The organism is Streptomyces aidingensis, assembly GCF_900112355.1.
Lineage (GTDB): Bacteria > Actinomycetota > Actinomycetes > Streptomycetales > Streptomycetaceae > Streptomyces > Streptomyces aidingensis.
This window is the reverse complement of sequence record NZ_FOLM01000006.1, coordinates 1-23,247: the sequence shown is the minus strand read 5'-3', so window position 1 is coordinate 23,247 and position 23,247 is coordinate 1. Positions and strand designations below refer to the sequence as shown.

Annotated in this window: 24 protein-coding genes; 16 read left to right on the top strand and 8 right to left on the bottom strand. The window is 72.0% G+C overall.

The genetic code is table 11. The features are described 5' to 3' along the window. Positions 1-362 precede the first annotated feature (362 nt). Positions 363-632, bottom strand: a complete 270-nt coding sequence (locus BM242_RS12795) for a hypothetical protein (RefSeq protein WP_093838930.1) — start codon at positions 630-632, stop codon at positions 363-365. A gap of 121 nt (positions 633-753) precedes the next feature. Between BM242_RS12795 and BM242_RS12790 the strand changes: the two genes are divergently transcribed. Beyond that, the gene (locus tag BM242_RS12790; RefSeq protein ID WP_093838929.1) at positions 754-2,094 is read left to right on the top strand and encodes an NsdA family TPR-like regulatory protein; all 1,341 of its coding nucleotides are present in this window, start codon (positions 754-756) and stop codon (positions 2,092-2,094) included. Positions 2,095-2,303: 209 nt separating this feature from the next. On the opposite strand, the gene BM242_RS12785 is transcribed toward BM242_RS12790, so the two are convergent. Next, positions 2,304-3,761, bottom strand: a complete 1,458-nt coding sequence (locus BM242_RS12785; protein WP_093838928.1) for a TldD/PmbA family protein — start codon at positions 3,759-3,761, stop codon at positions 2,304-2,306. A gap of 408 nt (positions 3,762-4,169) precedes the next feature. Between BM242_RS12785 and BM242_RS12780 the strand changes: the two genes are divergently transcribed. The 3 genes from BM242_RS12780 to fabI all read left to right on the top strand — a co-directional run bounded on the left by BM242_RS12780 (position 4,170) and on the right by fabI (position 6,268). Beyond that, entirely contained in the window at positions 4,170-4,637 is a 468-nt protein-coding gene (locus BM242_RS12780) for an ATP-binding protein (RefSeq protein ID WP_245834026.1), read from the top strand. A gap of 144 nt (positions 4,638-4,781) precedes the next feature. After that, positions 4,782-5,486, top strand: a complete 705-nt coding sequence (fabG, locus tag BM242_RS12775; protein WP_093838926.1) for a 3-oxoacyl-[acyl-carrier-protein] reductase — start codon at positions 4,782-4,784, stop codon at positions 5,484-5,486. A gap of 2 nt (positions 5,487-5,488) precedes the next feature. Continuing rightward, complete coding sequence (fabI, locus tag BM242_RS12770; RefSeq protein WP_093838925.1) at positions 5,489-6,268, top strand: enoyl-ACP reductase FabI; 780 nt, start codon at positions 5,489-5,491, stop codon at positions 6,266-6,268. 88 nt (positions 6,269-6,356) lie between these two features. Here fabI and BM242_RS12765 read toward each other — a convergent pair whose 3' ends face one another. Then, complete coding sequence (locus BM242_RS12765; protein ID WP_093839110.1) at positions 6,357-7,034, bottom strand: FadR/GntR family transcriptional regulator; 678 nt, start codon at positions 7,032-7,034, stop codon at positions 6,357-6,359. Positions 7,035-7,277: 243 nt separating this feature from the next. On the opposite strand from BM242_RS12765, the gene BM242_RS12760 reads away from it, so the two are divergent. From BM242_RS12760 to BM242_RS12750, 3 genes are all read left to right on the top strand, one after another. Then, positions 7,278-8,591, top strand: coding sequence for a CynX/NimT family MFS transporter (locus BM242_RS12760; protein ID WP_093838924.1), 1,314 nt, complete (start codon positions 7,278-7,280; stop codon positions 8,589-8,591). A gap of 247 nt (positions 8,592-8,838) precedes the next feature. After that, positions 8,839-9,060, top strand: coding sequence for a hypothetical protein (locus BM242_RS12755; protein ID WP_245834025.1), 222 nt, complete (start codon positions 8,839-8,841; stop codon positions 9,058-9,060). Positions 9,061-9,171: 111 nt separating this feature from the next. After that, positions 9,172-9,690 (top strand): SixA phosphatase family protein, encoded by a 519-nt coding sequence (locus tag BM242_RS12750; RefSeq protein WP_093838923.1) that lies wholly within the window; start codon positions 9,172-9,174, stop codon positions 9,688-9,690. Positions 9,691-9,779: 89 nt separating this feature from the next. On the opposite strand, the gene serB is transcribed toward BM242_RS12750, so the two are convergent. Further along, positions 9,780-11,099: a phosphoserine phosphatase SerB gene (gene serB / locus BM242_RS12745; RefSeq protein ID WP_093838922.1), complete on the bottom strand. Its 1,320-nt coding sequence runs from the start codon at positions 11,097-11,099 to the stop codon at positions 9,780-9,782. Positions 11,100-11,394: 295 nt separating this feature from the next. Between serB and BM242_RS12740 the strand changes: the two genes are divergently transcribed. Next, entirely contained in the window at positions 11,395-13,830 is a 2,436-nt protein-coding gene (locus BM242_RS12740; RefSeq protein WP_093838921.1) for an FHA domain-containing protein, read from the top strand. A gap of 120 nt (positions 13,831-13,950) precedes the next feature. On the opposite strand, the gene BM242_RS12735 is transcribed toward BM242_RS12740, so the two are convergent. Then, the gene (locus BM242_RS12735; protein WP_093838920.1) at positions 13,951-14,376 is read right to left on the bottom strand and encodes an aggregation-promoting factor C-terminal-like domain-containing protein; all 426 of its coding nucleotides are present in this window, start codon (positions 14,374-14,376) and stop codon (positions 13,951-13,953) included. Between the two features lie 375 nt (positions 14,377-14,751). Between BM242_RS12735 and BM242_RS12730 the strand changes: the two genes are divergently transcribed. From BM242_RS12730 to BM242_RS12715, 4 genes are all read left to right on the top strand, one after another. Further along, positions 14,752-15,903: a GAF domain-containing sensor histidine kinase gene (locus tag BM242_RS12730; RefSeq protein WP_093838919.1), complete on the top strand. Its 1,152-nt coding sequence runs from the start codon at positions 14,752-14,754 to the stop codon at positions 15,901-15,903. Beyond that, positions 15,896-16,531: a response regulator gene (locus BM242_RS12725; RefSeq protein ID WP_093838918.1), complete on the top strand. Its 636-nt coding sequence runs from the start codon at positions 15,896-15,898 to the stop codon at positions 16,529-16,531. Before BM242_RS12730 ends, BM242_RS12725 begins: the two co-directional genes overlap by 8 nt. Positions 16,532-16,695: 164 nt before the next feature. Beyond that, positions 16,696-16,974 (top strand): chaplin, encoded by a 279-nt coding sequence (locus tag BM242_RS12720; RefSeq protein WP_093838917.1) that lies wholly within the window; start codon positions 16,696-16,698, stop codon positions 16,972-16,974. A 166-nt stretch (positions 16,975-17,140) separates the two neighbouring features. Continuing rightward, entirely contained in the window at positions 17,141-17,380 is a 240-nt protein-coding gene (locus tag BM242_RS12715; RefSeq protein ID WP_093838916.1) for a chaplin, read from the top strand. 85 nt (positions 17,381-17,465) lie between these two features. Here BM242_RS12715 and BM242_RS12710 read toward each other — a convergent pair whose 3' ends face one another. Then, positions 17,466-18,254 carry a hypothetical protein gene (locus BM242_RS12710; RefSeq protein ID WP_093838915.1) on the bottom strand — a complete coding sequence of 263 codons (789 nt, stop codon included), beginning with the start codon at positions 18,252-18,254 and terminating at the stop codon, positions 17,466-17,468. 162 nt (positions 18,255-18,416) lie between these two features. Between BM242_RS12710 and BM242_RS12705 the strand changes: the two genes are divergently transcribed. From BM242_RS12705 to BM242_RS12695, 3 genes are all read left to right on the top strand, one after another. Further along, positions 18,417-19,208: an ABC transporter ATP-binding protein gene (locus BM242_RS12705; protein WP_093838914.1), complete on the top strand. Its 792-nt coding sequence runs from the start codon at positions 18,417-18,419 to the stop codon at positions 19,206-19,208. Positions 19,209-19,367: 159 nt separating this feature from the next. Further along, the gene (locus tag BM242_RS12700; protein WP_175541405.1) at positions 19,368-19,733 is read left to right on the top strand and encodes an NfeD family protein; all 366 of its coding nucleotides are present in this window, start codon (positions 19,368-19,370) and stop codon (positions 19,731-19,733) included. A gap of 76 nt (positions 19,734-19,809) precedes the next feature. After that, on the top strand, positions 19,810-20,793 hold the full coding sequence (locus tag BM242_RS12695; RefSeq protein ID WP_093838912.1) for an SPFH domain-containing protein: 984 nt from the start codon (positions 19,810-19,812) through the stop codon (positions 20,791-20,793). A 92-nt stretch (positions 20,794-20,885) separates the two neighbouring features. Here BM242_RS12695 and BM242_RS12690 read toward each other — a convergent pair whose 3' ends face one another. Together BM242_RS12690 and BM242_RS12685 are read right to left on the bottom strand one after the other, a co-directional pair. Further along, on the bottom strand, positions 20,886-21,416 hold the full coding sequence (locus BM242_RS12690; protein WP_093838911.1) for an HNH endonuclease: 531 nt from the start codon (positions 21,414-21,416) through the stop codon (positions 20,886-20,888). A gap of 195 nt (positions 21,417-21,611) precedes the next feature. Further along, positions 21,612-22,151: a YbhB/YbcL family Raf kinase inhibitor-like protein gene (locus BM242_RS12685; protein ID WP_093838910.1), complete on the bottom strand. Its 540-nt coding sequence runs from the start codon at positions 22,149-22,151 to the stop codon at positions 21,612-21,614. Positions 22,152-22,258: 107 nt separating this feature from the next. On the opposite strand from BM242_RS12685, the gene BM242_RS12680 reads away from it, so the two are divergent. Beyond that, a complete protein-coding gene (locus BM242_RS12680) occupies positions 22,259-22,954 on the top strand; it encodes a DNA-3-methyladenine glycosylase (protein ID WP_093838909.1) in 696 nt (231 codons plus the stop codon). Positions 22,955-23,247: the final 293 nt, after the last annotated feature.

Sequence of the window (23,247 nt, the reverse complement as noted above, 5' to 3'; positions counted from 1 at the left end):
GGCCGCAGCCGTCGCCCCCACCGCAGTCGGGGTTCTCAGGCTTGGGGGTGGGTGCGTCGGTGTCCGGGCTGTCATCCCGAACGTCGCCCCGGGCCGTGACCCGGGAGTTGCCGTCTCGGACCTTGTTGGCCATGTGGAGTACGCTCCCTCTCGTGCATTCGTGATCGGGTGTACGCATCGCCACCACCTCGTGAGCGGAGGCGATCCCGCTCCGGCCGGAGTTGTGGTTGGTAGCCCCTCCGGTCGGAGCGGTGCTCAAGAGCGGCCTAGCCAGGCCAGCCAGACCGTGATCCCGCAGGCGCCCGCGATGGTCAGCGCCAGGGCGGGGCCAGCGAATTTGCCAGCCAGGGTGAGCAGCCTTTTCAGCACCTCAGCGGGTCCTCTTCGGGGGCGGCGGCATGGCGCGCCTTGGCCGCCTTCGCCTCCGCCTCGGTCAGCACCTCAAGGTCGCTACGGGGCGCTGGCCAAGCATTGGTTCCGTTCGGCGGCCGGACCATCAGGTTCTCGCCGGACCTGCCCACGAAGATGCCGACCATCTTGAATTTGGTGTCCCACACCCAAGCCCCGACGGGAGGGTCAGTCAGTCCCTCGTCAGGCGGGACTTTGCCGATGGGGGGATCGGCTTCCGTCATCGGTGCCTCCGTGCTCGCTTACCGGGTGTGCACTAAACACAACCGCAGGTGCCCAGTTGGCGGTACCGTGTGAGCAGGGGCGGGGCATAAAAGTCATAAGCGATGGTTGCGGGAGTCATGCATGGCAACGCGCACCCCGAATCACGCGCTGGCGCGCGTGATCGAGGAGGCCGGTCTCACCTACGCGCAGGTAGCGTCAGCCGTGAATCGTGCGGCGGCGCAGGCTGGCATGACACTGCACTACACGCAGCCCTCGGTGAGTCAGTGGGTGAAGGGCACCCTTCCCCGCGAGACGGTGCGCCCCTTCATCCTTGAGGTACTGACGAGAAGGCTCGGACGCCCCATCACCTCCAGTGAAGTCGGCTTCCCCTCAGGTCTTGTTGCGCCGCACACTCGGCGTCAGGACGTTGTGGAGGGATTGGTTGAGTTGGGCGTCGCCGATATCGCTCGCCGAGGCGTGATCAATGCCGGTCTGTTCTCCGTCGCTATGTCGATTCCCGACTGGCCGGATGTTGTGGGCCGCACGAAGGCCGTGCGAGCCGGCCGCGTGCAGAGGGTCGGGATGGCCGAGGTGGAAGTGGTCCGCGCGATGACGCAGAAGATCAGCGGACTCGATGATGAGTTCGGTGGGCGTCACGCGCGCCCCATGGCGGTCGGATTCCTGATCGGTTCCGTGGGTCCGTACCTGGTCGCATCCGCAACGCTGGAGGTCCGCAAGGCCATGCTTGCGGCGACGGCGGACCTGTGTTATCTGATCGGCTACATGGCCGTGGACGAAGGGTTGCATGGCCTCGCTCAGCACTACTACGTCAAGGCCCTAGAGCTCGCCGGGGCCGCCGAGGACCACCTCACCTACTGCACCACCCTGCGGGGCATGTCGGTCCAGGCGGTAGACCTGGGGCACTCGGCGCAAGCCCTCCGACTGGCCGATGCCGCCGCCGCTGCGAGCCCCGCCGCCGGTCCCAGGAAGCGCGGCTTCCTGGCCGGGCAACAGGCCCACGCCTACGCGGCGATGGGCGATAGACGGGCCGCGATGCGCTACCTGCGGGAGGCCGAGGTGGCACTGGAGAAGGCGGAGAGCCGACCGGGCTTCGGCGGCTACGACCCCTCCACGCTCGCGTACCACGAGGGGCAAGTACGTTACGAGATGGGCGATCTGCCCGGCAGCGTCGCGGCGTTCAAGCTCTGCGATCAGCTCCGCGACGATGTTTACCGCCGAACCCGCGTCCGCCAGAACGCTTTTCTCGCCGAGCGGCAGCTCGCCGTGGGGCTCCTGGAGGAGGCATGCGCCACCTGGGGGTCAGTGCTTGACGAGTACCCGCTCGTGAACTCCGGCCGGGCGGACGAGAAGGTGGCCATCATGAAGGCCAGTCTCCGCCCGTACCTGGGTCACCGAGCTGCCAGAGGCCTGTACGAACGGGCACAGGCGGCAACTGCTCCACCCTCCCCGGGAGCAACCTGAGCGGTGCACCCCAGAACAACGAAAAGTGCCTCCACCTGGCATGATGCCACGTGGAGGGCTGGGGCTAAGTGACGGCGTGTGTAATGCCGTACACCGACCTGCCGGGCCATCCACGCGGGCATCCCGACTTGGGAAGTGGCGCAGTGGCTCGGCCACCGGACCACGAGGACGACAGAACTCGTCTATGCGCACTTCGTGAGGGGTGCGTTTCAGCGAGGAGCGGAGGCGCTGGGCGGTGAGCTCGGCGAGGAGCTGGAGGAGGATCTCGCGGCCCAGCACGGGAAGATCATCCCCATCCCGCTGCCGGACCGGGACGACGAGGATGATGAGGAGGAGTGGGAGGTCGCGTAACCTCCGGGAGCCGTGTCGGCTATGTGTTGGCAGTCGCCCCCTTCGATCTGCAACTTCGCAGGTCGGAGGGGGTGTTTTGCTGCGTAACCCTTCTTCTGGAAGTTGTATCTTTGCTGATCGATTGACCAGGAACCGTCGCCGACCACGTAGATGCCGCGTTCCACTCCGGCGATCAGTTCCTCGGTGGACGGTCCGCCCGGGGCCGGCCGGAGCGAGACATTGGCCATCCGCTGCACCGGCACATGCGCGGGGGAGTCGGCGAAGGCGCAGCCGTTGGAGCGGCCGAGGCCCTTCAGGCGGGCCATTCTCCGGTCCGTCTGGTACCCGGTCAGCACTCCGTCCCTGATCAGGTCCCAGGACTGGGCGCGCACCCCCTCGTCGTCCCAGCCGACGGTGGCCAGCCCGTGCTCCACCGTGCGGTCACCGGTCACCTGCATCACCGGCGAGCCGTACCGCAGGGTGCCCAGCTTGTCGAAGGTGGCGAAGGAGGTGCCGGCGAAGGCCGCCTCGTAGCCGAGCGCCCGGTCCAGTTCGGTGGCGTGCCCGATGGACTCATGGATGGTCAGCCACAGGTTGGACGGGTCGACGACCAGGTCGTAGCGGCCGGGCCGCACCGAGGGCGCGGTCATCTTCTCCGCCAGCAGCTCCGGCATCCGGGCCAGTTCGCCGTCCCAGTCCCAGCCGGTACCGGTGAGGTATTCCCAGCCGCGTCCGGCCGGCGGCGCCAGGGTGCGCATGGTGTCGAACCGGCCGCTGTCCGGATCGACGGCCACGGCGGTCAGCTCGGGAGCCACCCGGACCCGCTGCTGGGTGGTCACCGTGCCGGCCGTGTCCGCGTAGAACTTGTTCTCCTGCACCGCCCACAGTGTGGTGTCGACATGGGCGACGCCCTCGCCCGCCAGCAGCCGGCCGCTGTAGTCGGCCAGCAGGGCGACCCGCTCGGCCTCGGCCACCTCGAAGGGACTGACCCGGTAGGACGAGATCCAGGTCTGCTCGCCGTAGGCGGGTTCCGGAGCCAGCTCCACCCGCTGGTGCCCGCCCGCGGCGGCGGCCACCTCGGCGGAGAGCCGGGCCATGGCCACCGCCCGCTCCGCGGTCCGGGCCGCGGCGTCGGGGGTCATGTCCACGCCGGAGGCAAAGCCCCAGGCGCCGTCGTGCACCACCCGCACCGCGTAGCCGGTCTCGGTGGTGTCGGCGCTGCCCTCCGGCCGGGCGTCGCGCAGCCGCCAGTGGCCGCTGCGGAGGCGTTCCAGGCGGAAATCCGCGTGCTCGGCGCCCAGTGCCCCGGCACGGGCCAGGGCGGCGTCCGCCAGCATGCGCAGCGGAAGCTCCAGGAACGTTTCGTCAAGGGTGGGCCGCGGGGCCGCGGGCGGGGAAGCGGTCGCCGCGGGCGGATCTGCTGGGGGTGTGGACGAAGCCAAGGTGTCTCCTCGATCCCGGGTGCCGCGGGCGGCGGGTCGGGCCGTCCGCGCGGTCGTTCCCCGATCATGCCGCGCCGGCCCGGCGGGTCCCGGGCATTATTGCAACGCCGCTGGTCGGACCCGTGGCGCCGGGCCAAGACCGGGGTGAGCTGCGCCCGTCATATTCACGGGACTTGGTGTCCGCGGCGGCGTTGCGGCCCGCCCGCCCGTCACCTGCTGTGCGCCACCGGCCGTACCGGGCGGACTCCGTACCGTAGTCCCGGCGGTCTGGCAATATGGCCGCAGGCCGATCACGCTCTCCTCATGAACGACCGTCCGCACCGCGTTGAACTCCCGGTTCCGGCCGGGACGTTCGCGATGATGTTCAGTTCGACCAGGCGAGGTGCGCGGCTGGCCCGGTTGCTCTCCGTGCAGCGCCTGGACGACTGGGGCATCCCGTACAGCAGCAGCGCCTCGCAGACCGTTGCCCTGCTGGTCTCGGAGCTTGCCGCCAACGCGGTGCGCCACGGGCACATCCCCGGACGGGACTTCCAGCTCGTGCTGACCCTGGAGCCGCGCCGCGCCCCGGACGATTCCGCGGTGGTGCGGGTGGAGGTGTCGGACGCCCGCTCCGAACTGCGTCCCCGGCTCTCCCCGCCGGACGGCTCGGAGGACGAGCACGGCCGCGGGCTGCTGCTGGTCGAGGCACTGTCCACAAAATGGGGCGTGACCGAGCGGGACGTCGGCAAGACGGTGTGGTGCGAGATCGAGGTCGACGGCGCCGGACTGTGACGGCACGGCTGTAGGAACCCCACCAATCACCGTCGGTGGCCCTGTCACGCCCCGCTGCCCGGCCGCCGGCCGCCGGCGGCTAGCGTGGGCTTGGCACCACGACACCGACACAGAGCTCACGCAGCTCGGAGATGGGGTGATCCCTTGAGCCGCTCGGTACTCGTCACCGGAGGCAACCGGGGCATCGGCCTGGCCATTGCCCGGTCACTCGCCGAGGCGGGCGACAATGTGGCCATCACCTGCCGGTCCGGAGAACCGCCCGAGGGTCTGCTGGGCGTGCGGTGCGACATCACCGACCCGGAGCAGGTGGAGCAGGCCTACAAGGAGATCGAGGAGAAGCAGGGCCCGGTCCAGGTGCTGGTCGCCAACGCCGGGATCACCCGCGACCAGTTGCTGCTGCGGATGTCCGAGGAGGAGTTCACCTCCGTCCTGGACACCAATCTGACCGGCACCTTCCGGGTGGTCAAGCGCGCCGCCCGGGGCATGCTGCGGGCCCGGCGGGGCCGCATCGTGCTGATCTCCTCCGTGGTGGGGCTGCTCGGCCAGGCCGGCCAGGCCAACTACGCGGCGTCCAAGGCGGGCCTGGTGGGCTTCGCCCGCTCGCTCGCCCGGGAACTGGGCTCGCGCTCCATCACCTGCAATGTGGTCGCCCCCGGCTTTGTCGACACCGACATGACCCGGGCGCTGAGCGAGGAGCAGCGGGCCGCCATCGTCGGCCAGGTGCCGCTGGGCCGCTACGGCCGCACCGAGGAGATCGCCGCCGCGGTGCGCTTCCTGGCCTCCGAGGAGGCCGCGTACATCACCGGTGCCGTCATCCCGGTTGACGGCGGATTGGGCATGGGTCACTGAGCATGAGCGGACTTCTCGCAGGCAAGCGGATCCTGGTCACCGGTGTGCTGACCGACGCCTCCATCGCCTTCCATGTGGCGAGGCTGTGCCAGGAGGAGGGCGCCGAGGTCGTGCTGACCGGCTTCGGCCGGCTCTCTCTGGTGCAGCGGATCGCCCGCCGGCTGCCCAAGGAGGCGCCGGTGATCGAGCTGGACGTGCAGAACCAGGAGCATCTGGCCGGGCTGGCCGACGCGGTGCGCGGCCATCTCGGCGCGGACGCCTCCCTGGACGGCGTGGTGCACTCCATCGGCTTCGCCCCGCAGGACGCCCTCGGCGGCAACTTCCTCAACACCCCGTGGGAGTCGGTCGCCACCGCCGTGGAGGTCTCGGCCTACTCCCTGAAGTCGCTGACCATGGCGCTGCTGCCGCTGCTGGAGCCGCGCGGCGGCTCGGTGGTCGGCCTGGACTTCGACGCCCAGGTGGCCTGGCCCAAGTACGACTGGATGGGGGTGGCCAAGGCCGCGCTGGAGTCCACCTCCCGCTATCTCGCGCGTGACCTGGGGGCGAAGAACGTCCGGGTCAACCTGGTCTCGGCCGGGCCGCTCAAGTCCATGGCCGCCAAGTCGATCCCCGGCTTCGAGGAGCTGGCGGACGTGTGGAACGGCCGGGCCCCGATCGGCTGGGACCTCACCGATCCGGAGCCGGCCGCCCGCGGGGTGTGCGCCCTGCTGTCCGACTGGTTCCCCAAGACCACCGGCGAGATCGTCCATGTGGACGGCGGCGTCCACATGATGGGCGCCTGAGCCGGGCGCGGGCCGGACCTGCCGGACGGCGCGGCCCGCCGGCCCCGTGGGCAGGGGCCGGCGGGCCGCGCCGTCCGGCCGTTCCCGCTCAGCCGGTGGAGAAGGCCCGGCAGCCCATGGCGTACGAGCCCGCCTCGGCCGCCGCGGTCTCGGCGTCCCCGGCGCGGATCGCCGCCACCAGCCGGCCGTGGTCCAGATGGTCCTCGGGCCGCAGCTCCTCGCCCACGTCATGGCGCAGGAAGGTGCGCAGCACGGTGCCCAGATCGGCGTAGAGCGCGGTCAGCACCTCGTTGTGGGAGGCCCGCATCACCGCCATGTGGAAGGTGGCGTCCGCCTCCACGAAGGTGTCCACCCGGCCGCTGTCCCAGGCGGCCTCGCGCCGGGCCAGCAGCGTGTCGAGCTGCGTCATCTCCTGTTCGGTCCGGCGCCGCGCGGCCAGCCTGGCGGCCGTCGCCTCCAGGGTGGAGCGCAGCTCGGCCACATCGCGCGGGTCGGCGTCCGCGAACCGGCGGTGCATCACGCCGGCCAGCTCGCTGGTGGCCAGCACGAACGTGCCCGAGCCCTGCCGGATGTCCAGCAGCCCGTTGTGCGCCAGCGCCCGGATGGCCTCCCGGACGGTGTTGCGGGCCACCCCGAGCTGCTCGACCAGCTCCGGTTCGGTCGGGATGCGCGAGCCCACCGGCCATTCGCCGGAGGCGATCTGCTCGCGCAGCGCGGCGATCACCTGGTCGGCGAGGGCCGAACGGCGCGGCGAGGAAAGAGGCATGGATTCCCCCCGGGGTCTGGCCGGACCGGGCACGGACGGCACCGGCGGCATCGGCGGTGCGACATGCGCGGCGTCACGGGTGCGCGGTGTCATGACTGCGCGGTGTCATGACTGCGCGGAGTCACGGGCCCAAGGGCACAGGGGCGCAGGAGCGCGGGGGCCCGGTGTGACCCAGCAGTATGACAGCGCCCCGCACCCAAGGGCGCCCTCCGTGCAATCATCCCATCATTCTATGATGTCGGCATGGCACTGACGAGCAATGGCGCTTCCCTTCCCGAGACCCCCCGGGGGCCGCGGCGGCCGGCGGAACCGGCCGCCGCGCGCCGTCCCGCGCCGCGGGGCGGGACCCGGGCGGCGCTGCTGCCGCTGGTCGCCACCGGGCTGGTGCTGGCCGCGCTCAATCTGCGGCCGGCCATCTCCGGCCTGGGCCCGCTGCTGGCGGAGATCCGGGACGGCCTGCACCTGAGCGGCGCGGTCGCCGGACTCCTCACCTCGGCCCCGGCGCTCTGCTTCGCGGTCTTCGGCAGCACCGCGCCCCGGCTGGCCCGCCGCCACGGCCCGGCTGCCGTGGTGCTGGCCGGCATGGCGGCCATCGCCGCCGGCACCGGGCTGCGCGCCCTGGCCGGCTCCACCGGCGTCTTCCTGGCCACCACCGCCCTGGCCCTGGCCGGCATCGCGGTCACCAATGTGCTGATGCCGGTACTCGTGGCCCGGTACTTCCCGGACCGGATCGGCGCCATGACCGGCCTGTACTCCATGGCCCTGGCCCTGGGCACGGCCGGCGCCGCCGCCGTCACCGTGCCGCTCACCGGCGCGCTCGGCGGCGGCTGGCGCACCGGGCTGGGCATGTGGACGGTGCCCGCGCTGGCCGCCGTGCTGCTCTGGACGGCGGTACTGCTGCGCGACCGCACCGCCGCCGGCGGCGGCCGGCGGCCGGTGCCCGCCGCCGCGGCGCCGGACCGGACCGGCCCGGCCGTGCCCCCGATGTCCCGGTCCGCCACCGCCTGGCTGCTCGCGGTCTTCTTCGGCTTCCAGTCCACCGGCGCCTACATCGCCATGGGCTGGCTGCCGCAGATCTACCGGGACGCGGGGGTGCCGGCCGCGACCGCCGGGGTGCTGCTCGCCGTGATCATGGGCATGGGCGTGCCGCTCGGCCTGGTGCTGCCCCGGATCGCCGCCCGGATGCGCCATCAGGGCCCGCTGGTGGCCGTGCTCGGCCTGTGCGGCGTCGCGGGCTATACGGGCCTGCTGCTCGCCCCCGCGGCCGGTGCCTGGCTCTGGGCGGTGCTGCTGGGCGTCGCCATGAGCGCCTTCCCGGTGGCGCTCACCATGATCGGGATGCGTGCCCGGACCGCCGCCGGGGTCACCCGGCTGTCCGCCTTCGCGCAGAGCACCGGCTATCTGCTCTCGCTGCCCGGCCCGCTGCTGATGGGCGTGCTCCAGGAGAGCACCGGCGGCTGGACCGTGCCGCTGCTGATGGTGCTCGCCCTGACCGTCGCCCAGATCGGCGCGGGCATCCTGGCCGGCCGGGACCGCGTCATCGAGGACGAGGGCTGAGACCGCCGGCCTCCCGCGGGCCCGCACGCCGGTCACCGGCCCCGCCAAGGCGCCCGGCGGACACCGGGGTTGGCCATGGTGGGGCTAGCCCCACCATCCCTTAGGGGGACAGGTTCAGGGGGGACTGGGTGGCTCACCGGATGGGAACCGGACCGCCGCCTCCGTAGCGTTTACACCATCGGAAGAAGCAGCCGGGCGCGGCGGAAGCGCTCATCCGCGCAAGCGGTCCCGAACGGAGGCGAGCCCCATGTCGGCCCACATCCCCTCTGCCGTCGCAACCGGGCGGCGCGTCCCCGGCCCGGCGGCCGGGAGCCGGCTGCCGTGGTGGGCCGTTGTGCTGCCCGCCTCCGCCTTCGCGGCGCTGCTGATGCTGCTCGCCTGCGGCGGCGAGGCCGCGGCGGCCGAGCCCGCCGGGCCGCTGCCGCAGCTCCTGCTGACCCAGATCCGGATCGTGCTGAGCGGGCTGTGAACCGGCCATGAGGGGGAGCGCGGCGCGGATTCTCCGGCCGCCGGCCGGATGCCGGGGGCAGCTTTCCGGCCCCCGGGCACCGGCCCCGTATTTCATGCGAAGCTGGGGCACATGAGCGTCGATGTTCCCCGCAGGATCGTCCTTCTCCGACACGCCAAGGCCGACTGGCCACAGGTCTCCGATCACGACCGCCCGCTGGCCGAACGGGGCCGCAGGGAGGCGGCTGCCGCGGGTGTCTGGCTGGCGGGCGCCGGGATCACCCCGGAGCTCACGCTCTGCTCCACGGCCCGGCGCACCCGCGAGACCTGGAAGCTGGTCGCCCCCGCCCTGGAGCAGCGGCCCAAGACCGTCTACGAGGAGAAGCTCTACGAGGCCTCCCTCGGCGAGCTCATCGCGATCATCAACGGCACCGACGACGCGGTCCGCGCCCTGATGCTGGTCGGCCACAACCCCGGCATGCACGCGCTGGCCGACGCCCTCGCCGCGGCGGCCGAGGGCGACACCCTGGAGCGGATGACCCGCAGCGGCTACCCCACCGCCGCCATCGCCGTTCTCTCCCTCACCGGCGGCTGGAAGACGGTGGAGCACGGCGTGGCCAGGCTGACCGCCTACTGGGCACCGCACGACTGACCGCCCGACGCACCACCGACTGCCCGACCCGCCGGACCGCCGGGCGCCCCGCACCCGCCCGCCGGGCGTGCGGCGGTCCGCTGCCGGGACTACCGGGAGCCCTCGCCGGCCGGCGGCTCCGCGTCGGCCGCCTCCACCTCTTCCCGGGTGATCCCCAGCAGATAGAGCACCGCGTCCAGGAACGGCACATTCACCGCGGTGTGCGCGGCCCGCCGCACCAGCGGCTTGGCATTGAAGGCGACGCCCAGACCGGCCGTGTTCAGCATGTCCAGATCGTTGGCGCCGTCGCCGATTGCCACCGTCTGGGCCAGCGGCACCCCGGCCTCCGCCGCGAACCGCCGCAGCAGCCGGGCCTTGCCGGCCCGGTCCACCACCTCGCCGGTCACCCGCCCGGTGAACCTGCCGTCCGCCACCTCCAGGGTGTTGGCCGCGGCGAAGTCCAGCCCCAGCGCCTCCCGCAGCGCGTCCGTCACCTGGGTGAAGCCCCCGGACACCACGCCGACCTGGTAGCCCAGCCGTTTCAGGGTCCGCACCAGGGTGCGCGCCCCCGGGGTGAGCCGCACCTCGGAGCGCACCTTGTCCACCACGGAGGCGTCCAGACCGGCCAGCAGCGCCACCCGGGCGTGCAGCGACTCCTCGAAGTCCAGCTCGCCGCGCATGGCCGCGGCGGTCACCTCGGCCACCTTGTCCTCGCAGCCGGCGTGCGCCGCGAACAGCTCGATGACCTCGTCCTGGATCAGGGTCGAGTCCACATCCATGATCACCAGCCGCTGGGCCCGGCGCTGCAGTCCGGCGGAGACCACCGCCACATCCACCTCGCGCTGCGCCGCCTCCACCGCCAGCTCGGTGCGCAGCACCTCGGTGGCCACCCCGGAGACATCGAACTCCACCGCCGTCACCGGGTACTTGGCCAGCCGGTGGATGCGGTCGATATTGCCGTCCACGCCGGTGATCCGGGCCGCGATGGCGGCGGTGGCCTCGGCGGTCAGCGGATGGCCCAGCACCGTGACATGCGAACGGCCCGCGCCCCGCGGACGGTTGTCGCCGACCCCGGAGATGATCTCGGCCTGGAGCCGCATCGACTCCGCCCAGGAGTGCACGGTCGCCCGCAGCCCGCCCTCGGAACCCGCGGACCCGGCCGGAGTGGTGATCAGCGCGCACAGGGTGATCCGGCCGCGGGTGACCACCTGCTCCAGATCCACCACCTCCACCGCATAGCCGGCCAGCGTGTCGAACAGTCCGGCGGTGATGCCCGGCCGGTCCTTGCCGAAGATCTTGACCAGCAGCGTGGGAACCTCGTCGGCCGGCACCGCCGCCGGGCGTTCCGTGCTGTACAGGCCCTGCGGTGCGAGCGGGTCCGTCCCCGCGCCGGCGGCGGAGGAGGAGGACCGGTCGGAATTTGGGATCATGGTGTCTTCCACGGTAGCTGCCACCGACAACAGGTCGCTTGCCTGTCCGGCTCCCGGACATGACGACGGCCTGAACGGTGCGCACAACCCCGCATCGGGCGGGAATGCGGCGCGGCCGACCCGGTACCGCCGTGCGACCAACGTCACAGAGCGGACGACAGTCTGCACCAGGTACGTGACATCCGGGGGGCGGGTTCCCGCGAACCGCCCTGGCCTGGAATAGTTCCGACCGACGTTCACTCATCCCCGGACCCCGCCGAAGGGGTCCCTCGGGGGACAACATTTGGGGCATGGAGTGCCGGAACTCGTTTTGGAACTGAACGGACAGACCTGGACGTTGGACGACCCCACCCGGTCGTACACGCTGGGGCGCGACCCACAGGGCGATGTGGCGTTGCAGGACTCCCGCGTCTCCTGGCGGCACGCCACGGTGCGCTGGGGCGGCCAGGGCTGGATCGTGGAGGACCACGGCAGCACCAACGGGACATACGTCCAGGGGCAGCGCATCCAGCAGTTGCAGCTCGCCCCCGGCACGGTCATCCATCTGGGCAACGCCACCGACGGGCCGGCGATCGTCTGCGGCGGACCCGCCATCCCGCACCAGCAGCAGTACCACCAGCAGCCGGCCATGGCCGGCCAGCCGCAGGCGGCCCCGCCCGCCGGCCCCCCGCCGCACGGCGGCATGCCCGCCCCCGACCACGGAGCCGGGCCCGGCGGGCGCAGCGCCACCACCTTCCACCAGCTCCAGGTCGGCCGGATCACCAAGATCGGCCGCGCCCTGGACAACGACCTGGTCGTCTCCGACCTCCAGGTCTCGCGTTACCACGCGCAGTTCTCGGCCACCCCGGACGGCCGTTTCGAGATCAACGACCTCGGCAGCCACAACGGCACCTTTGTCAACGGCCAGCCGCTGCCCAAGAACGGCCGCAAGCTGCTCGGCCCGAACGACACCGTCGGTGTCGGCCACTCCACCTTCCGGATCGTCGGCAACCAGCTCGAGGAGTTCGTCGACACCGGCGAGGTCTCCTTCGCCGCCCGCCACCTCACCGTCAAGGTCAACGACGGCAAGCTGACCATCCTCAACGACGTCTCCTTCGGGGTCCCGGAGAAGTCGCTGATCGGCGTCATCGGCCCGTCCGGCTCCGGCAAGTCCACCCTGCTGCGCGCGCTGACCGGCTACCGCCCGGCCACCCACGGCGAGGTGCTCTACGACCACCGCAACCTCTACACCCACTTCGCCGAGCTGCGGAACCGCATCGGCCTGGTGCCGCAGGACGACATCCTGCACACCGCGCTGCCGGTCCGGCAGGCGCTGCGGCTCGCCGCCGAGCTCCGCTTCCCCGGCGACGTCGCCCCCGCCGAGCGCAACGCCAGGGTGGAGGAGGTGCTGGCCGAGCTCAAGCTCGCCCCGCACGCCACCAAGCGCATCAACCAGCTCTCCGGCGGCCAGCGCAAGCGCGTCTCGGTCGCCCTGGAACTGCTCACCAAGCCGTCCCTGATCTTCCTGGACGAGCCCACCTCCGGCCTGGACCCGGGCATGGACCGGGACGTCATGCAGCTGCTGCGCGGCCTGGCCGACGACGGCCGCACGGTACTGGTGGTCACCCACTCGGTGGCCGAGCTGGGCCTGTGCGACCGGGTGCTGGTGATGGCCCCGGGCGGCGGCGTGGCCTACTTCGGCCCGCCGGACGAGGCGCTGAACTTCTTCGGCTACGACACCTGGGCGGATGTCTTCTCCGCCTTCGAGAACTACCGCGACTACGACTGGATGGGCCGCTGGCGCGGCTCCCAGCACTTCCAGATGTACGCCGCGGACATCGACGCCGTGCAGGCCCAGCCCGCATACCCGCAGATGCCGCAGGCGGGCCAGCAGAAGCAGCAGACCTGGGGGGCCCAGGTGTGGACCCTGGTCCGCCGCTACTTCGCGGTCATCGCCGCCGACAAGGGCTTCCTCGGCCTCACCCTGGCCCTGCCCGTCGTGCTCGGCCTGGTCTCCACCCTGGTGCCCGCCGACTTCGGTCTCGGCTACGGCCCGCTGGACAGAGCCCAGGTCAACGGCGACGCCGGCATCATCCTGCTGATCCTGGTGGTCGGCATGTGCTTCTCCGGAGCGGCCAACTCCGTCCGGGAGCTGATCAAGGAACGCGTGATCTACGAGCGGGAACGGGCGGTGGGACTCTCCCGCTCGGCCTATCTCATGTCGAAGGTCGTGGTCCTCGGCCTGGTCACCATGCTCCAGGGCATGCTGCTGTGCGTGATCGGCTTCGCCCGCCGCGGCGACAAGATGCCCGCCGAGGGCGTGATCCTCACCAACTCGCCCGGCGTCGAGATGACCATCGTGATCATGACGCTCGGCCTGACCTCCATGATGCTCGGCCTGACCATCTCCTCGCTGGTGCGCACCTCGGAGATGACCATGCCGCTGCTGGTGATGATCTCCGTGGTCCAGCTCGTCTTCACCGGGGTGCTCTTCGATGTGCACGGCAGCCTCGGGGTGGAGCAGATCGCCTGGCTGATGCCGTCCCGCTGGGCCCTGGCCGGCACCGGCGCCACCGCCGACCTCAACACGCTCTCCCGGAAGGCCCAGACCGGCAACCCCGACCGGCTGTGGGACCACGCGCCCGAGGTCTGGCTGCTGGACGTGGCCATGCTGCTGGTACTGGCCGTGCTCTGCGGCTTCCTGGTGATGAAGTTCCTGCGCCGCCACGAGCCCGAGGTGATGCGGGCCTGACCGCCCGCGGCCGGGAAACACACCGGCGACGGACCCAGAGGCGCCGTGGCGCCGGCACCCTCCCTCCGGGGTGCCGGCGCCACGGCCGTTCGGGGGCGCGCCCGCCGCACGGGCGGCGGCTCAGTACCAGTTGTTCGCCTGCCAGAAGTCCCACGCCTCGCACGGGCTGCCGTAGCGCTCGTTCATGTAGTCCAGACCCCACTCGATCTGGGTCTCCGGGTTGGTGCGCCAGTCCGAGCCGGCCGAGTCCATCTTGGAGGCCGGCAGCGCCTGCACCAGCCCGTAGGCGCCGCTGGAGGGGTTGGTCGCGGTGTGGTCCCAGCCGCTCTCGTGCTCCACGATCTTGTCGAAGCACGCGAACTGTGCCGCGTCGTCCACGACCTCGCGGGCGATGTCCTTGTTGGTGCTCTCCGCGGTGGCGGCCGACGCGTTGTCGGCCAGCCCCAGCACGCCCACCCCGGCCGCGGCCACCGCAACCGCGCCTGCGGCGAGCGCGCGACGGGTGCGGACGATGCGGGCACGGGTCGAGGTGTTCGAATCGGGCATCAGGCGAACCTCTGCTTCCGGCCGGCTTCTCCGGCCTTCGATCGGCGACGCGGACCATTCTTAGCGGGCCGGAAATACCAGGGCAAAGCCCCTTATTACGAGCGCCGGTAGTGGCCCCGACAAAGGACCGGGACCGTCCCGAGGGCGCTCCGCCACGGCCGATCCGCACCCGCCCCCTGCTAGCCCCGGTAGTGGCGGGACCTCGGTCCTGTGGGCGGCATCACAGGCCGCGCCGCGCCCGCGCACCGGGCGCCACCGACCCGCCGCCCACCGTCACCGCCCCGGCCTGCGTCCGCGGCCCTACGCCCCCCGGCCCGGCCCGCCGCGTCCACCGCCCGATCCGCAGCACCCCGCCGCCCCGGTAGCGTCGGTGCCATGGAGCCCAGAACCGGCCTGGCGGCGATCAGCGCGGCCCTGCTCGCCATGAACCGCACCCGCGAGGTCCGCGGCGTGCTGCAGACCATCGTCAGCTCCGCCCGCGACCTGGCCGGCGCCCGCTACGCCGCGCTCGGCGTCCCCGACGGCAACGGCGGCTTCGCCCAGTTCATCGTGGACGGCATCAGCGACCGCCAGTGGCAGGCCATCGGCCCGCTGCCCCGCCAGCACGGCATCCTGGCCGCCATGCTGCAGGGCGCCACCCCCGAACGCCTCGACGACGTCCGCGCCGACCCCCGCTTCGAGGGCTGGCCCGCCGCCCACCCCGAGATGTCCGACTTCCTGGGCGTCCCCATCGCCGACGGGGACGAGGTCCTCGGCGCCCTCTTCCTGGCCAACAAGAAGTGCCCGCCGGGCACCCCGCGCACCGGCGGGCGCTGCACCTTCACCGACGACGACGAGGACCTGGTCCGGCTGCTGGCCGAGCACGCCGCCATCGCCCTGACCAACGCCCGCCTCTACGAACGCGGCCGGGAACTCACCATCGCCCGGGAACGCGCCCGGCTCGCCCACGAACTGCACGACGCCGTCGCCCAGAAACTGTTCTCCCTCCGGCTCACCGCGCAGGCCGCCACCGCCCTGATCTCCCGCGACCCCGAGCGGGCCCGGACGGAACTCCTCCAGGTCACCCGGCTGGCCGCCGAGGCCGCCGAGGAACTCCGCGCCGCGGTCGTGGAACTGCGCCCCGCCGCCCTGGAGGAGGACGGCCTGGTGGCCACCCTGCGCGCCCAGGCCCGGGTCCTGGACCGCGCCCACCCGGCCACCGTCACCTTCGTCTGCGACGAGCCCCGGGCCCTGCCCGCCGACCAGGAGGACGCCCTGCTCCGGGTCGCCCAGGAGGCCGTGCACAACGCGCTGCGCCACGCCCGCCCGGCCCGGGTGGCCATCACCCTGGACCGGCGCGGCATGGGCGCCCTGCTGCGGGTCGCCGACGACGGATCGGGCTTCGACCCCGAAGCGGTGCGCCGGGCCGGCCGCCACCTCGGCCTGGTCTCCATGCGGGAGCGGGCCATCGGCGTCGGCGGCGCCCTGACCGTGGAATCGGCGCCCGGCAAGGGCACCGTGGTGGAAATGGAGGTCCCCGGTGGCTGACGTCATCCGCGTGCTGCTCGTCGACGACCACCAGGTCGTCCGGCGCGGCCTGCGCACCTTCCTGGAGATCCAGGACGACATCGAGGTGGTCGGCGAGGCCGCCGACGGCGCCGAGGCGGTCGGCCGCGCCGGGGAACTGCGGCCCGACGTCATCCTGATGGACGTCCGGATGCCCGGCAGCGACGGTGTGGAGGCCCTGCGCACCCTGGGCCGCCAGCAGCATCCGGCCCGGGTGCTGATCGTCACCAGCTTCACCGAACAGCGCACCGTGGTCCCCGCGCTGCGGGCCGGCGCCCGCGGCTATGTCCACAAGGACATCGATCCCGACGCCCTGGCCTGCGCCATCCGTTCGGTGCACGCCGGTCATGTGCTGCTCCAGGCCGATGTGGCCGAGGCCCTGCTGGCCCACGAGACCCCCGCCGGAACGCGCGGCCCGGCCCTCACCGACCGGGAGCGCGAAGTGCTGGCGCTGATCGCCCGCGGACGCTCCAACCGGGAGATCGCCCGCGCCCTGGTGCTCTCCGAGAAGACCGTCAAGACCCATGTGTCCAACGTCCTGATGAAGCTGGATCTCGCCGACCGCACCCAGGCGGCGCTGTGGGCGGTCCGCCATGGAATCACGGACTGACGGGCAAAGGGCGCAGCTTGCCGCGGAGTGTCCGGAAATCTCCGCGAAGAGATTCATACGGTCGTGTGGCAGCGCCCAACGAAACGCATCCCGAACCGCTTTGGCGCGTTCTTGCAGGCGTGCCGCGGTGATCCGCCGCGGCGGACGCAAGGAGGGTCAGCCAAGTGAAGAACCTGAAGAAGGCCGCAGCGGTCACCATGGCCGCCGGCAGCATCGTCGCCGTCGGTGCGGGCGCCGCGGCGGCCCACGGCGGCGCGGGGGCCCACGGGGCCGCCGTCGGTTCCCCCGGCGTGCTGTCGGGCAATGTCGTCCAGGTGCCGATCCACATCCCGGTCAACCTGTGCGGCAACACGGTCGACATCATCGGCCTTCTGAACCCGACCTTCGGCAATTTCTGCCTCAACGCCGCGGGCGACCACCACGGCGGCACCAAGGCCCACTGAGCCGTTCCGGGCGGGGCACGGCCCCGTTCGGCGCAATCCCGTGACCCATTCGCGGTACCTCTCCGTGTCGACCGTGCCGTTCGCGCCATCCGGGGAGTTGATGAAGGTGTGACTCCGGCCCCCGGAGCCGCACCGTAGTACCGCTTCTCCAGGAGGAATCCCCTTCATGAACACCGCCAAGAAGGCTGTTCTCGTTCTCGCCGCCGCCGGCGCCGCTCTGGGCACCGCCGCGGGCACCGCGGTCGCCGACGCCGGGGCCGCCGGCAAGGCCGCCGGTTCGCCCGGTCTGGTCTCCGGCAATGTGATCCAGGTGCCGATTCACCTGCCGATCAACGTGTGCGGCAACACGATCAACATCATTGCCTTCCTCAACCCGGCGTTCGGCAACACCTGCGTCAACGCCTGACGCCACCGCACGCCAGACGTCACCGGCGCCCCGCGGGCCAGCCAGGCCCGCGGGGCGCCGTGCCGGCCTCCCCGGTCGGCCGGTGTCAGCCGCGCTGCCGCTCCAGCTCCTCCGCGTAGGAGTTGTAGGCCGCCACCCGGGCCCGCCGGGCCGCCCGCTCCACCGGCCGCAGCAACTCCTCCCGCACCGCCATCTCCCCGGCACTCACCGCACTGCCCGGCTCGCCCGCCCCGGCGATCTCCACCAGGGCCGCCACCCGCTGCGCCAGCTCCAGCACCCGCACCGCACGCGGCGGATACCCCGGCGCCAGCAACTGCCGCCCCCGCTCCATGCGCGACCGGTACGCCTCCAGCCCGGCCCGCGCCACCGGACCCGCCCCGGCCAGATCCCGGGCATTCAGCGCCTCCGTGGCCGTGCGCAGCGCCTCGGCCAGCTCCCGCTCGGCCTCGCCCAGCGAGGGCACATCGGCCGGTGCCGCCGGCCGCACCGCACCGGCCCGCCACAGCACCTCGGTCAGCACATCCCCCGCCGGCCCGGCCGAGCCGACCTCCGGCACCAGCCCCACCCCGGCGGCCGGCGCCAGCACCGCCTCACCGGCCTCCAGCGCCGCCGCGTTGAACTCCGGCGGCCCGCACAGCCCCAGCGGATGCCCCGGCACCGGCAGCGCCACCCGCAGCCCGGCCACCCCCATCGCCCGCAGCCGCCCCAGCGCCAGCGTCAGCCCCACCTGCCCGTCCTCGCCGGGCAGCCCCGCCACCCGGTGCACGGCATCCGGGCCCACCGCGCGCGCCGCCGCCTCGTCCGGTGACACCAGTCCCGCCAGCAGGGCATTGCCCCATGCCGCCAGCCGGCCCGCTCGTGGTTCCTCCAGCATGCGCCCTACCTTACGGAGCCGGGCCGGCAGCGTGGCGGATCCGGACCGCTGCCGGCGGCCTGACCTCCGTACCGGCGGCCGGGTGGCGTAGCGTTGTCCCGGAGCGCCGCGTACCACGCCGCACCCCCCGACCACGGCCGCAATGGGAGAGAGACCACAGGCATGAGCGATGTACTGGAGCTGGTGGACGTATCCGTGATCCGCGGCGGGCACGCTCTGGTGGAGCAGGTGTCCTGGTCGGTCGCGGAGGGCGAGCGCTGGGTGATCCTCGGCCCCAACGGTGCCGGCAAGACCACCCTGCTGAACATCGCCTCCAGCTATCTCTTCCCCACCACCGGCACCGTCCAGATCCTCGGCGAGAAGCTCGGCGGCGTGGACGTCTTCGAACTCCGGCCGCGCATCGGCATGGCAGGCAGCGCCCTCGCCGAACGGCTGCCGCGCCGCCAGACCGTGCTCCAGACCGTGCTCACCGCCGCCTACGGCATGACCGCCGGCTGGCACGAGAGCTATGACCCGGTGGACGAGGCCCGCGCCCGCGCCTTCCTCGACCGGCTCGGCATGACCAACCTGCTCGACCAGCACTTCGGCCTGCTCTCCGAGGGCGAGCGCAAGCGCACCCAGATCGCCCGCGCCCTGATGACCGACCCCGAACTCCTGCTGCTGGACGAGCCGGCCGCCGGGCTGGACCTCGGGGGCCGGGAGGACCTGGTCCGCCGCCTCGGCCGGCTGGCCCGCGACCCGTACGCGCCCTCGATGGTGATGGTCACCCACCATGTCGAGGAGATCGCCCCCGGCTTCACCCACCTGCTGCTGATCCGCCAGGGCAAGGTGCTGGCCGCCGGGCCGCTGGAGGAGGTCCTCACCTCCGCCAACCTCTCGCGCTGCTTCGGCCTGCCGCTGGTCGTCGAGCGCAGCGAGGACCGCTGGACCGCACACGGCCTGCCGCTGACCTGACGCCCCGGCCGCGGCCCGGCCGCGCCGGCCGCCCCGACCGGCGGACATCGCGCACCGTCACAGGCACTGTTCCGGCCGTGTTCCGCGCCCTACCATGGTCATGTGGACTTCTGGGTGTGGTGGCTCATCGCCGCCGGAGGACTCGCAATCGCACTCGTCATGACCGCCATGCCGGAACTCGGCATGATCGCGATCGGTGCGGTGGCCGCCGCGGCCGCCTCCGGGGTCACCGACAGTCTGGTGATCCAGGTGGTCGTCTTCGCCGTGGTCTCGACCGCGCTGGTGGCGGCCGTCCGTCCGGTGGCCCGGCGCTCCCGTGCCGAACGCCCCGGTCTGTCCAGTGGAGTCGAAGCGCTGAAGGGCCGCTCGGCCGTGGTCGTCGAACGGGTCGACGGCACCCGGGGCCAGATCAAGCTGGCCGGCGAGATATGGTCGGCCCGCTCGCTGGACGCCGGCGAAGTCTATGAACCGGGCAGCCAGGTCAACGTCGTTGAGATCGACGGCGCAACAGCCGTCGTGATGTGATGGCGGCAGTGGCACGCACCTCGGACATCACTGGTACAACACTGTCAAGCCCGTCTAGCGCAGGGGGAGTTACACGATGGATGCCATCATCATCGTGCTGGTCATCCTGGTGGTGCTGGTTTTCATCGCACTCGTCAAAACCATTCAGGTGATCCAGCAGGCCAGCGCCGCCATCGTCGAACGATTCGGCCGTTACACCCGCACACTCAACGCCGGTCTGAACATCGTCGTCCCGTTCATCGACACCATCCGCAACCGCATCGACCTGCGCGAACAGGTCGTGCCCTTCCCCCCGCAGCCGGTGATCACCCAGGACAACCTGGTCGTCAACATCGACACGGTCATCTACTACCAGGTCACCGACGCCCGGGCCGCCACCTACGAGGTCTCCAACTTCATCCAGGCCATCGAGCAGCTCACCGTCACCACCCTGCGGAACATCATCGGCGGCATGGACCTGGAGCGCACCCTGACCTCCCGCGAGGAGATCAACGCCGCCCTGCGCGGCGTGCTGGACGAGGCGACCGGCAAGTGGGGCATCCGCGTCAACCGTGTCGAGCTCAAGGCCATCGAGCCGCCCACCTCCATCCAGGACTCGATGGAGAAGCAGATGCGCGCCGACCGGGACAAGCGTGCCGCCATCCTCCAGGCCGAAGGTGTCCGGCAGTCCCAGATCCTGGAGGCGGAGGGCGCCAAGCAGGCCGAGATCCTGCGGGCCGAAGGTGACGCCCGCGCCTCCGCGCTGCGGGCCGAGGGCGAGGCCCAGGCGATCCGCACCGTCTTCGAGGCCATTCACGCCGGCGACGCCGACCAGAAGCTGCTGGCCTACCAGTACGTCCAGATGCTGCCGAAGATCGCCGAGGGCGACTCCAACAAGCTCTGGATCGTGCCCAGCGAGATCGGCGAGGCCCTCAAGGGACTCGGCGGCGGCATCGGCAGGCTCGCCGACAACGGCGGCGCCGGCGGCCCGGCCGGCCCGGGCGGCGGCGCCGGGACCACCGGCTCGGTCGCCGGCCGGCTGGCCAAGCAGCCGCTGCGCGAACAGCCCCGCATCGACTGATCCGAGCCGCGGCGCCACCGGCGCGGCATACGGAAGGGCTCCGGCCGGACACCGTGTCCGGCCGGAGCCCTTCCGTATGCGGCCCCGCCCGCTCAGGCCGCCAGCGGCAGCGACAGCGACCGCGGCTGCGACAGCCAGGAGGTCAGCGGCGCCTCGTCCTCCCGCGGATCCAGCGCCAGCAGCAGCGCATGCGCCGGGGACGGCTCGTACGGCTCCCGCAGCAGCCGCATGCCCGCCTGCGCCGGCGTCCGGTCCGCCTTCCGGCGGTTGTCGTCCGCGCACGCGGCGACCGTGTTCAGCCAGGTGTCCGTGCCCCCGCGCGAGCGCGGCACCACATGGTCCACCGTGGTCGCCCGGCGCCCGCAGTAGACGCAACGGTGCCGGTCACGTACCAGCACACCCCGCCGCGACCAGGGAACGCGTTGTCGGAACGGCACCCGGACATACCGCCGGAGTCTGATCACCCGCGGCACCGGCAGCTCCATCGCCGCCGACCGCAGCTGCAGTCCCGGATGCTCCTGCTCCACGACCGCCTTCTCCTGCATCACCAGCACGACCGCGCGCCGCAGCGTGACCGTGGACAACGGCTCGTATCCGGCATTGAGCACGAGTGTCTGCCGCACCCTCCCACCTCCGCATCGCCTCCCGCCCCGGCGGCGGGTTGCCTCCAACTCTGCCGACGCCCGACAGGAGGAACAATGCAATTTCCGTGCCGCCCCGCCGAACAGCGGGGAACGGGTCAGCCCGCACCGCCCGGCAGGGGGAGGCGACACGGAGAGCGGGAAGGACCGGGGAGATCCCGGGCCGGGCCAGACGCCTCAGCCCTGCGCCGGCTCCTCATGGACACCGATGAGCTGTGCCCGCCCCAGGGTGTGGAAGCGGAGGTGGAAGCCCACCACGGCGGGCGTGGCGTCCGCCCCCGGACCGAGCTTCTCGGTGTCCACCGCATACACCGTGAACACATAACGGTGCGGCCCGTCCCCCGGCGGCGGGGCGGCGCCGCCGAACCCGGCGGTCCCGTAGTCGTTCCTGACCTGCACCGCGCCTGCCGGAAGCCCGGAACCGTCCGCCCGCCCCGCGTCGCGCGGCAGCTCGGTCACCGTGGCCGGGATGTCGAACACCGACCAGTGCCAGAATCCGCTGCCGGTCGGTGCGTCCGGATCGAAGCAGCTCACCGCGAAGCTGCGGGTTCCGTCCGGAAAGCCGCTCCAGCGGAGCTGAGGGGAGACATTGCCCTTGGCGAACACCTGGTCTTCCCTGAGCGGCATACCGCCGGTCACCTCGTCGCTCTCCACGGTGAAGGCCGGCACCGGGGGATGGAAGTCGTGCGGAAGCGGGGGCCTGGCCGAATCGGCCATCTCAGAACCTCCTCATCGGGGATGGGATGGATCGCGGCCGACAGCCTAGTGACGTCCGCCACCGCCGGTCCGCACCGACTGCCGGCCCCGGTACCGTGGGGCGGGCCATGAACGATCCCCGCAGCGCCTCCGGCGGCCGGCCGGAGGCGGACCGCAGACTGCCGCGCGTCTTCTTCGAGCGCCCGGTCCTGGAGGTGGCGCCCGATCTGCTGGGCCGGATCCTGGTCCGCAACACGCCGCTGGGCCCCGTCGAGCTGCGCCTCACCGAGGTCGAGGCCTACGCCGGCGAGCAGGACCCCGGCTCCCACGCGTATCGCGGCCGGACCGGGCGCAACGCCGTGATGTTCGGCCCGCCGGGACACGCCTACGTCTACTTCACCTACGGCATGTGGCACTGCCTGAACCTGGTCTGCGGCCCGCCCGGCCAGGCGAGCGGTGTGCTGCTGCGGGCCGGTGAGGTGGTGCGCGGTGCCGAGCTCTGCCGCCCGCGGCGGCCGAGCGCCCGCCGGGACACCGAGCTGGCGAGGGGGCCGGCCCGGCTGGCCACCGCCCTGGACATCGACGGCTCGCTGAACGGCACTGACGTCTGCGACGGCGACCCGGGGGCCGCGCTGAGCATCCGCCACGGCGCCCCGGTGGACGAACGGGGAGTGCGGACCGGTCCACGGACCGGAGTCGGCGGCGACGGCGCGGAGCACCCCTGGCGGTTCTGGATCGCCTCCGACCCCACGGTGAGCCCCTACCGTCCCCACCGCCCCAGAAGGAGCAAGGACCGACTTGACGTCCCGGCATCGGGGTCGTAGTGTTGATCGAGTCGCTAGTGAGCGGCGCACTCCAGTTGCATGATCCTTGAGGTCATGTAGAGGTGCCCGGCTAGAGGCACCACTCCACTCACCACGATTCCCGTACGGGGCCGTTTGCCATGTGGCGAAGCGGAACCCACGGAGCCGATTAGGCTCCAGCAGGAGAATCCGTTAAAGTGGAGGCACCGAAACGGAAGAAACACCCGGAGGGATTCCCGAGAGGGATACCGATGGCAGTGTCCGTTCCTTGAGAACTCAACAGCGTGCCAAAAGTCAACGCCAGATATTTGGCA